Genomic DNA, 12011 nt, shown 5'->3' with positions numbered 1-12011 from the left:
CATTAACTTGATTAGAAGTACTTACTTGTGCTATTAATTGCTTTAACTCGTCGGCTGGAATTTTTGCAGTTTTGTCTACGACTAATCCACCTGAACCAGCACCATTTTCTAAACCATTACTATCGCAATTACTGCATCCAACATATCCCCAATAAGTGGTTCTGTTTTCGTCCTTTCCTTTTGTATATAAATCTTTTACACTATTTTTTTTAATAAACGTGCTTAAATCACTTTCGCTTTTGGACTTGACAATAGCTTCTACAACGCTATATTTTGTACGTATGTATTTACCACGAGAGTTTTGATTTTCAAAGAATAACCAAATCGTTGAATTGGCATTTGGAGAAATATTTGAATTTTCATAAATCTTGTTCGTGGTTTCGTGAAGATAATTGTATTTACCATCTTTAAGCTTCCAAATATAAGTGCCTTCTTTTGTAGTAATACCTCTTAAGAAACCTTTGGTATCAGTTTCTCCACTTGCTTTTACCGTTGTTTCATCCCCATTACTCACAAAACGCCAATCAGGAGCAAGCGCATATCCTCCTGCCAACTCCCCACTACTTTGCCCTTGGAAGCTATACAATTTAAACGCTGGATCATTAATTTGTTTCCAATCCTGATGATTCAAGACAGTTCCTTCGCTATAATCCATCAATAAATCAGTACTTGATTCTGTTGTTTTATAGGTTTCAAAAGGATGTGCTAATTTAAAAATCCCGTGACCCAATTCATGTGCTGGAGTTTTGGCCCCACCAGTTCCAGAAGGGGTAGCGAAAACATAACCAAACTGGCCATTAAGGCGCATATAACCTTTTTGTCCTGTACTAGAGGCTTTATTGGTGATAAAAAGAACATAACTATTGTCTGTACCTTGATATAAGGCATTAATTTTTTGTTGGTCTGAACTATAAGTAGAAGTCAGGGTGTTTTTGTCGGTCTGAATTGTATTTCCAGAAACTACACTGTCAATATTTAATACGTTATCTTTTTTGAAATTTATCTTTACCCCAACTTTATTATAAATTTCCTGAGTCTTAGCAATAACGGCATCTAGTTTACTCTGCGAAGTTGCATCAGTTGGTACTAAAGCCACATTTACCTCTTTCCTAGAAATATGCACCAACATAAAAGCCCCAATCACTTTCCATTTATTGTCTTGCTTAACGGTGGCTAGTATTTGCTCTTCGGCGTAGGTTAGCTTGCCTTTTACGGTTAGTTCAAAAACTTTATCACTTCTTTTAAAATCAATTTTAGCCCCATTTTGGGTTTTGAAAACGATACTGTCCAGCTTTATAGCTGTATCGGTAAGAGAAACGGTTGCCAGCACCGTATCTGAATCTCCATTTACTACTGCTTTATAAGGTAAGACAACTTCATTTACTTTTTTGTATAATTTTTGTAAAGCAGCTGTTGCTTTTTCAGGCATCACATCAAAGGCGTATTTACTATCCTTACTTGAAAATGCAATAGAGATTCCTTTGGCAGTAAAGGCTGTAGCTTGACCACTTTTATCAACACCATCGGTGTTTTCGGGAGTGGGTTTACCTCCCGCAGCAGCAACCACAGGCTCATTGCTTCCGTTTCCACTCTTGTCTACAGTATAGGTATTTCCTTTGGCGTCGGTAATCACCGTGTCTTTACCCCCTGGAATAGTTATTTGTTCGCCGTCTTTCCCATTGACAACAATATCGCCATTGGCATTGATCACAATATCTTGTACCTCAAACGGAACTGTTTCTTCAATCTGACCACCTTCACCTTCACCCGTAAAATCTTCTACATCCACCACATTTTTCCACTCCGGATTGTAGCTCGTTTCCACCACACCGCCAATCAACTGATAATCCGTATTGACCACAATATCCTTAAACTCTACCGCAATTTTGTTATTAGCCAAGTAAGGCACTACGATAAAACCACGCCCAGAGTAGGGATTGTGGCCTTCTAATTCTAAAATCGTCACCGGAAAATCTCCTGCGGTAAAGGTTTCACTTTGGATTAAATTCGTAAGTGGGGTTTGGTTTTGTAAGCTAATAGAAGGAACAATACCACAATTGTATTCCGAAACTCTTCTTGATTCCTCAGGCATCGTAAACGTGCTGATACCAGAATAATTATACAAGGCATCGCCTTCTGCGGCGGGTTCACAACTAGCACCTACCCTAAACTGATAGCTTACCCCAGGCTCTAGATTGGTGAGTAAACTTTGTGTGTTTAAACTAAGAGTAGAGAACCATTGCGCATTAGGCACACCCTCTTTTTTGTACTGCACCTGATAACGCGTATGCGCGGGAGTGCCTTGCCAGGTAATTTTTACACTTTTTGAAGGTTGAGTTTCGCTTAACAAAAAAGTCGGAGCAGCACACGAAGCTTTATAAGTAAACGAATAAATCTCGCTATACCCATCGTTTTTAAAAACCGAATTTTCAGAAAGACCACTGGTCGAAATCGCTTTTACGCGCCAAGCATAGCGCAAGCCGGGCGTTAGCATAGGCATGTTCAAATGATACAACAAAGCAGTCCCAAAAAGGGTCTCCTCATATAAAACCGGTGACATTTGAAACGCTATTTGTGGGTCTAAAGTAGGGTCGAGCAATTGTTTTAACTCAAATTGATAGCTTACATTAGTCGCATTTCGCTGCCGTGGCGTCCAAGTAAAGAGAATATTCGGAAATTCCGTAGCTACAATTTTTTCATTGCGCTGCGGTGTATTTAATAGCGGGGGATCATTTAAGAGTAAATATAAACTGGCACAGCTTTTTTGGGAAATCTTCTGGTTGGTCACGAAATCGTAGAGCTCAAAACAAAAACTATACATGCCTTCTGGTAAGCCATTAGCATATTGCAATGCTGTAATACCCTGTAAATTTTCTAGCCTAAAAAGAGCCGAAATATCTGTATTGGTAAGCGTTTGCAATTCACCACCATTGATAAAAATTGGGCGCAGCCCTTGAATATAATCACTGCTTTGTACGTTAAGTCCGTTGCCCTGAAGGTACATTTTTAAACGCACTTGCCTTTGCGAGATTGTAATATCCGTCGGATTAATAAGCAACTGCATTTTGGTATCCATACTCGTGGCATAATCCGAGAGCCTAACACTATACGGACTATTAAAAATAGGGGTAACCTGAACCGGATACAATTGAGCATAAGCCCCATTTCCTAAAAAAGGAAAAAGCTGTAACAAAAGCAAAAACAATACTGCGTACTTAAGAAATCTTTTCATTTTGATACTTAATTCTATTTTTAATCCCAAATCCTCAATCCCAAATCCTCAATCCCAAATCCTCAATCCCAAATCCTCAATCCCAAATCCCTAATTACTAATCACTAATCACTAATCACTAATTACTTAACAATAATTTTTTTAACAAGTGACTGTTGTTCCGTTTCAAGTACCAAAATATACATACCCGATTGCAGCGAAGTAGTAAAATCCAGTTCATACTTCTTCTTTCCAGAATCTTTTTTCTGTGTAATCAATTCTCCTACAGAAGAAAAAAGCCTTATATTGATCGCACTGTTATTCTCTAAATTGACAATGGTTTTAAAATTTCCATCACTTGGGTTGGGAGTTACGATAAAATCTGTTATAAATTTTGACAGGGTCCCACTATTGGGTAATGTGCTTCTTTTTTCTACAGTAATATTTTTAGTATAAACCGCAGAACACGCACCTTGTGTTTGTTGTAAACCAATCACATAAACCCCAACAGTATCAAACTTTACTATGATATATTTCTCTTTTTGCTCAACAATTTTTACTCCTTTAGGAATCACCCATTGGGTAGTTTCTCCAAATGGCGTACTAGTATTGACCAAAATCACTTCTTCATCTACATACGCCTGTGAGCTTACTAAAAATTCAGCACCAATAGCCGCTTGATTGGTAGTAATTATAATTTCATCCTCGCCAATACAGCCTAATGATGAAGTGACTTGTACACGATAGGTTCCTGATTTGGTCAAACTTACTTTTGCTTGATTTGATGAAAAACCGTTGGTGGAAGTCCAGTTGTAGGTTGCTTTTTCATCTGCAATTGAAGCATCTAGTGCTAAGGCCTGATCGGTACATAAAGTGATGTCTTTACCTAAATTAACCACAACCGGGTTGGGATCTTTTAAAGTGAATTTCTTTTTGTACACACAGCAATCCAAACAACTAATTGTAACTTCATACTGTCCTGCTACGAGATTTTTTACATCTTTGGAAGTAGCGCCAGTATTCCATAAATAACTATAGGGTGTATTGCCACCGCTAACCTCAAGGGTTATTGCCCCATCTTGGTCACCAAAACAGGTAGGATTTTTTACAGTTTCGGTAGTCAATACCCCTTTGGGGTCGCCAACAAAAATACTTCCCTGCACAACACATCCTTTTGCGTCTCTTACCACAACAAAATAATTACTGGCGGTAATGTTCTCGATTTTGGACGTTGTTTCGCCAGTAGTCCAATCATAAGTATAAGGCGGTGTCCCTCCCGTAACGTGTGCTGCTGCCCAACCATCATTTCCATTGTTACAACTGGTATCCAGTTTGGTAAAAGTCAATTGCAAGGGCGCTGGTGCAGGCATATACTGCGTGATTGGAGTTTCTTTGACTAACACATTATTGACATAGGTGCCAAGTTTGATGCCATTGCCATCTTCAATGCTCAAGGCATACGTTCCCGCAGATAAGTGCTCAGCGGTGGCATCATGCTCATTCCAAACAACCCAAGTACCGTCTTTTTGTTGCTTTTTCCAAGTATAGAAATACGGTAAGCCGTTATTTTGATCTGCCTTTAACGGTATGCCTCCCTTGACTTGTACTTTGAGGATTCCGTCCTGTGACTCATCCCTTTGGTTATCAATAGGGTTGTTGTCCGTTTCATCCCCAAAGGCATTGCCTTCATTACAAGAAATGGTACGAACTACTTCAAAAGTAGCCTCAAGAGGATCGGGATCTTCTAAAGTTGTAACCGATTGTACCACTGTACAACCTGCTTTGTAGATGGCTGTATCATAGTGGGCATCACGAATTGTTAGTCTATAGGTTTCCTCAGCAAGCCCGCTTAAAACAATGGTATAAACGCCATTAGCAAAACTCGTTGATGTGGTAACGGTACTTGGTAAGTCTCCTTTACTATTTTTCCATTCAAACCAATAGGATTTATCAGGTAGTATAGTCCCTCCAGTTACCTCAACTACAATTTTGCCATTGGTCGCTTTATAAAAACTAGGATTAAGCACTTCTTTATACCTAAGGGTAAGAGGAGCTGCTGGTTGAGTAAGGGTAACACTTGCCTGCGTAGTACACCCTCTGGCATCGGTGATAAAAACCGAATATTGACCCGCCCTTAAAACCGTATTTTTATCAAGGGTTACTCCATTCGACCATCTATAGCTATACGGAGAAGTGCCTCCTGTAACATGAGCAGTAGCCCAACCATCATTCCCTTCATGACAAAAAACATCTCCTTTAGTTATTGTTACGGCTAATTTGGACGGTTCAGCCATCATTTGGGTTACATCAATTGAATGGGTAAGCACATTATTTACATAAGTCCCTAGCACAATCCCATTGCCATCTTTTACATTTAAGGCATACTCCCCATGTGAAAGATTGGAAGCTGTGGCGGTTGTAAGATTTGGCAAGGCGATCCAGGAACCATCAGCCTGTCGCTTTTTCCAATAATAGAAATATGGTAATCCTTTATTTAAAGAAGCTTCCAACGGCACACCTCCTGTAACATGGGCAACTAAAATTCCGTCTTGCGATTCATCGCGCTGACCGTCTTTTGGTGTTGTATCTGTAGTAGTTCCAAATTCATTACTCGAATTACACGAAATAGAACGAACCACCTCAAAAACAGCTTTTAGAGGATCTGGTGCTTTTAAAGCAACTTTTGAATCAAGTACGGAACAAGTATTTTTTTTACTCGTAGCTATGTCATAATTTTTATCCTTAATCGTCAAAAAATAATCATCCGTTGACAGATTATCTATCGTAAGAGTATATATCCCATTGCTAATTGCAGCTACAACAGGTTGCAATTTTCCGCTACTATTTTTCCATTCAAACCAATAGGATTTATCAGAAAAACTAGTACCGCCTGTAACCTCAACTACAATTTTACCATTGCTCGCTTCATAAAGACTAGGATTAACAATTTCTTTATACCTAAGGGCAAGAGGGGCAGCAGGTTGAGTAACGGTAACACTTGCCTGCGTAGTACATCCTCTGGCATCGGTGATAAAAACCGAATATTGACCCGCCCTTAAAACCGTATTTTTATCAAGGGTTACTCCATTCGACCATCTATAGCTATACGGAGAAGTGCCTCCTGTAACATGAGCAGTAGCCCAACCGTCGCTTCCTTCATAGCAAAAAACATCTCCTTTACTTATTGTTACGGCTAATTTGGACGGTTCAGCCATCATTTGGGTGACATCAATTGCATGGGTAAGCACATTATTTACATAAGTCCCTAACACAATCCCATTGCCATCTTTTACATTTAAGGCATACTTCCCATGAGAAAGATTGGAAGCCGTTGCAGTGGTCTGATTTGGTAAGCTAACCCAAGAACCATCAGCCTGTTGTTTTTTCCAATAATAAAAATATGGTAATCCGTTATTTAAAGAGGCTTCCAACGGCACACCTCCTGTAACATGGGCAACTAAAATCCCGTCTTGCGATTCATCGCGCTGACCGTCTTTTGGTGTTGTATCTGTTGCATTTCCAAATTCATTACTCGAATTACACGAAATAGAACGAACCACCTCAAAAACAACTTTCAAAGGATCAGGTTCACTCAATGTCACTTTTGAATCCAGTATTGAGCAATTAACATCCTGACTAGTGGCTATATTATAATTTTTATCTTTAACTGTTAAAAAATAATCATCTGCCGAAAGATTGTTTATGGTCATCGTATAGCTACCATTTTTTAGTTCAGCTGTAGCAGCTTGCAAGTCTCCTTTTGAATTTTTCCATTCATAGCCATACGAGTGGTCATCATTAGGTGTTCCCCCTGTGATTTTGGCGACAATTTTTCCGTTAGTCGCTCCAGAAAAAGTAGGGGTAACGATTGCTTCATATTCTATTGCTACAGGAGATTTTGGTGCTGTTATTGTCTTAGAATCTGTTATAAAACAGCCGTTTTTATCACTAACCTCAACGGTATAAGTACCTCCCGTTAATTGGGAAATGGTATTTTCATTAATTAAACCACCATCTACATCATACCATTTATAAGTATATAGACCAGTTCCTCCAGTTACATGGGCAGTAACCCAACCATTATTTCCTTCGTAGCAGGACACATTTCCTGAAGTAAAGGATAACGCTAGTTTTGTTGGCTCTGTAATTGCTTTTGTTGTCGGAAGGGCCGTTACTAAATCTGTTGTATTATAAGTTCCCTGCACTATTCCATTGGCGTCTTCAACATTTAAGGAATAATTCCCTTGCGAAAGATTCTCGGCTGTAGCTGTAGTGTAATCTGTTAATTCCTCCCACGATTTTGTGGCGGTATTGTATTTTGACCATATATACTTATATGGCAACCCATGATTTGCTGATCCGGTAAACGGCGTCCCCCCATTTACTGTAGCTTGTAGTATTCCGTCAGAAAATTTATCTGTATCTGTATCTAAATTTTCACTATTACAAGAAATAGGTTGCCTTTCCTCTAGCGTGATTTCAATTTTTTCAGGCTGCTTTAGCTCTTGAACCGACGCATTGATAGTACAACCTGCTTTAGTAGTGGCAAGATCATAATTTTGGTCTTTTACCGTTAGTGTGTAGTTTCCCGCTGGAATCCCTTCTAATCTTATGTTGTAGGTTTTGTCTACTGCGTTATACTGGGTTGTTGTCGGTAAAACAGCACCACTACTATTTTTCCATTCGTACCAATAAGATAAATCACTTTTAATGGTTCCGCCTGTTATTGCAGCTACTAAAACTCCGTTAGTGGCCCCATAAAAAGTTGGATTTTTTATGAAAGTATAGGTTACCGTTAATGGTGCTAAAGGTTCTGATAGGGTTTCCGATAAAACTTTAGCTTTATCACCCTGCTTCGCCATACAACCATTCTTGTCTCTAACCATTACATTATAAACAATTGAGGGTTTTGTAACTGGTGACAACCCATTTAAAGTTTCTTTTTTACTTTTCGTATCTGTAAAAGGAATCCATGTAACACCATTATTTAAAGAGTATTCATACCCTTCTTCGCTGCCTCCCGAAGCATTGATGGTTAGTGTCCCATCTGCGCTTCCATAACAAGTAACATTGCTACTATTTAAACTAAAATTTACAGGGGTAGGCGAATCTATATAAAAAATATAGGGATTCTTTTCAGTATATGGAGGTTCGCTATTTGAACCGTTAATAAATCCGCTAAATGTAATACCATATTTCCCTTTAGAAAAAATACAAGGAAATTCATAACTGTTAGTTGCATCAAGACTAATTTCATTTTCTTGAGAGGAACATTCAACTGATTTCCACATTTGTTTTTCTTCATCAAAACCTCTAATACTAAAAGTAAAATCCTCAGAAGCAAATAATGGTCTATTGAACTTAACTTTTAATTTACCATCCGCCGAGTCAAAACATTTTGTTTTTTCTTCTAACTTAGATACAATTTCGGGGGCAGATTGTCTAATAATATAATTAACAGATGCAGAATAAGTATTGCAAGCCACTTGCCTAAAATATATATTTTTCCCATGAAATTCTCCTGCATTTTCGCCCAAAACATCTTTTGCATTTATTGTAATTTCGGATTTTCCTGAAAATTGAGGTAAATTAATCCAATTATCTAAATCTAATGAATATTGCCAATTGTATTCAGATGGTAAAAAACCAGTATTAGAATATATAGAAATAGAAGTATCTGTTGGTAAACCATTATCCGCACCCTGAATAACTTCTAATTGGGGAATATTTTCAATAGTTAACTGATCATCCCACCATCTAACAATATCATTGTACACGGTTTTACATGAAAAGGCTTGTGTACTTTCTCTTGCATCATCATTAAAAGATCCATTACCCCCGCAACCTCCAATTGCTCTTTTCCAATTTCTTGAAGAAGTAACTTGAATTTTTGTTGGTTTACTTGTAGCGGGTATAGCAAGTGTTTTTGTATAAACAGTATAGCTACCGGAGGGAATTGAACTTAAATTCTCATTTATAATCTGTCTTGTACCATCATTGTAAATTAAATTAATCTTAACATCATTTTTACAGCTCCCGCCATAACTCCCACCTCCTGGTTTAATATTTAACTTTGCAACAACATTGTATGTACCAATGGTTTGTGCAAAACCCAATCCTGTAACCAATAAAATCATTACTAAGTAAAACTTTTTCATAGGCTTAATAGGTAACTGTTATTGAAGCGGCTTTTGCCGCACTGTTGCTCTCTAAATTTGGAATCAAATGATACTCATATTCCGTATTAATTTTTAAATTTTTATCTTCTAAAGTAAAAATACCACCATTGAGTTCTCTCCATAATGTTGGGGGAGATCCCTTGATGTTCTTATAAATACTAAATCCCATCACTTTATCTTTCTTTTTATCATAATCCCAAGTCAACACTATTTTTTTGTTTTCCCTATCAGCTAAAGCCTGAAAAAACGTGATGACCTTTACCGGTGTAAAATCTAAAACGGGAACAGTAACGGTTGAATGATCAAGCGATGACCAAAGATTACTTTTGTCTTTGGCCAAAATGGCATACTGGTATATTTTTTTATGCGTTACCCGATCATCTGTAAATTCCTGAATAGTATCGTTGAGCTGTTTAATTTCCTCCCACTTGTCTTGTCCTTTTTCTCGCCTCCTCAAACTATAACCTACAACATCTTCACTATAGCTCCGAATCCATTTTAAATGTACCTTTCCATCTTTATTATCAAAATCTTTAAAAATAGGTGCGGCTGGCGGAATCTTATCGGGTTTGTCCAAAACCAACACCTCAGAGGGCTCTGAAATATTAAAACGTTGGTCCTCGGCAGCAATGCGATAATAAACCTTACTATTGGTCATTTTCAGACTTACGCTGTCTTGATACTCATTACCTACATAAGATTGATGATAAATATCGACAAACTCTTCACCAGCGGTATTCGCTTTTAATATTCGATAGCCTCGTAAATCTTTTTCGACATTAGGTTTCCACTTTAACTTCACCACGCCTAGACTATCGATTACACCTTCTAAGCCTATGGGTTTGGCTGGAGGTATAGAATCTACAGGCTGCACCAACATACTTTGCGAAGTCAATCGTTGGTTGTTTTTTCCCACTACAGTTATGGTGAAATAATTGGAGGGAAATAAATTTTCTTTATAGATTAATTTTCTCTGGGATGGAGGAATGTTTTTAGTGACCACTGCATAGGGCCCTTTATCATTATCCGCTAAATTGAGTTCATATCCCTGAATAAAACCTTCCGAGCCTGCAGGATAATCCCACTCCAAATGGACTTCATTGGAATTGACAATTGTATAATCTATCAACCTAGCCGGTGTAACCACAGCTGCGACTCCTGTTACACTTATTGGTTTTGTATATGCTCCTTTTTCACCAAAGGAGGTGATACCATACAATCTATAATGAAACATTTTATCATTGATACTAAGGGTATCAACATAATACATGGTCTTTGAAGGTTGATCTTCTTTATCATTTAAGTTAACCAAAGGCGTAGTTGAAATTGGAGCATACTGAATACCATCCGAAGATTTCTCCACCATAAAAGAGGTATAAATCCTTTTGAAGGTTTCATAATCCCATGAAAGCAGTACTTTTTTATCGTCAGGAATTGCAATAAAATCCGTTGGCGCTGGCAAATCACTGTAATCTCTTAAACCAATCATATAAGCTGATTCTTTTACTTTTGGATTTTCAAAAACACTTACCTGATAGGCATATACTTCATTGTTCTTTACATCGGTATCTATTAATCCCCAACCTGCTTTCACCGCGCTTATAAAACTCATATCAGCAGCATATAAAGCAAAAGTATAACGCTGGTTTAGCTCATCTACCATATTTACTATTTTGGACAAATCACCTTCTTTAGCAGCGGTGACTTCAAAACTTTCGCCAAAAATTGATTGCGCGATAATAGCCGCATTATTGTCTTTTTGAACCAAATCAAGCCAAGAATCTAAAGGCTCTGGAAGCAATGGTTGTAGTGTAAGTAGTTTCTTTTCAGGTGGCGACAAAACAATACCGTCCCGCAATACCGTACTTCGGGTAACAACAAATCCTTTTTTATTTGCTTTTTGCCATTCTGATGGAGAGTTAATGGCCCAACGAATCAAAATCTTATCTTTTTGAGCTCTGGCATTGACCATGACAGTAGCTGGTTTGTTTTGCGAAAATCCTAATGAAAATAAAAAAAACAATAAAATAAGACATCTAAATTTCAACATATATGCTAAGTATCGAATAAAAAAATAAGCCCTTGGATCTAATTATTAGTATAAAAAAAACATTGTTTAAATAGCAGATAAAACACTGAAAAACGTAAAAAAATTAGCACCAAAAACGACTGATAAAAAAATGGCAAACATATAACAAATAATTATTTTTTAAAGCGTTAAAAGTCACAAGTGTTTTGTTTTGCGATATAATAGATAGTTTCAAGTCATATATGTACCTTTTACTGATTTGATACTTTATAAAAACAGAGTTGGTATTAGAATTTTATTCGGGATATTATTAAATTAAAGAAAACAATAAAACCGAAAGAAGATTCTTCTTTTGAATTTTTTCATTTATAGATTCTGCCTTCCTAAGTACTTCCATGAGTTTAATGTACAGGCTAGATGAAAATTGCACAAAAAATTACCAAAGTATGAATTTCTAATTCTCAAAATCAAGAAATATTTATTGAATACTATTAAATACGTTAATAACTTCCTAAATTTATTAATTCTTAACTTAGTATCATAAACCAAAAAAAGCCAAGTCTTCCGACTTGGCTTTCTGCTATTTTACCCT

General features: G+C 37.3%; 3 protein-coding genes. All 3 read right to left on the bottom strand.

Annotation, left to right across the window (positions count from 1 at the left end; translation table 11 throughout):
* Positions 1 to 3232 (bottom strand): fibronectin type III domain-containing protein (locus FLB_RS14075; RefSeq protein WP_082923306.1); only part of this gene is annotated, 3232 nt, incomplete at its 3' end.
* A gap of 122 nt (positions 3233 to 3354) precedes the next feature.
* A complete protein-coding gene (locus tag FLB_RS14070; protein WP_082923305.1) occupies positions 3355 to 9369 on the bottom strand; it encodes a T9SS type A sorting domain-containing protein in 6015 nt (2004 codons plus the stop codon).
* 4 nt (positions 9370 to 9373) lie between these two features.
* Positions 9374 to 11440, bottom strand: a complete 2067-nt coding sequence (locus FLB_RS14065; RefSeq protein WP_064716584.1) for a fibronectin type III domain-containing protein — start codon at positions 11438 to 11440, stop codon at positions 9374 to 9376.
* Between the last annotated feature and the right edge of the window lie 571 nt (positions 11441 to 12011).

It is taken from the genome of Flavobacterium succinicans, assembly GCF_001662485.1.
Lineage (GTDB): Bacteria > Bacteroidota > Bacteroidia > Flavobacteriales > Flavobacteriaceae > Flavobacterium > Flavobacterium succinicans_A.
Note: the sequence above shows the minus strand (reverse complement) of the source record. Positions and strands in the feature narration are given on the sequence as shown.

Bases quoted from the DNA above. Each gene is read 5' to 3' on its own strand.
- FLB_RS14070 (WP_082923305.1), bottom strand. From the start codon at position 9,369: ATGAAAAAGTTTTACTTAGTAATGATTTTATTGGTTACAGGATTGGGT.
- FLB_RS14065 (WP_064716584.1), bottom strand. From the start codon at position 11,440: ATGTTGAAATTTAGATGTCTTATTTTATTGTTTTTTTTATTTTCATTA.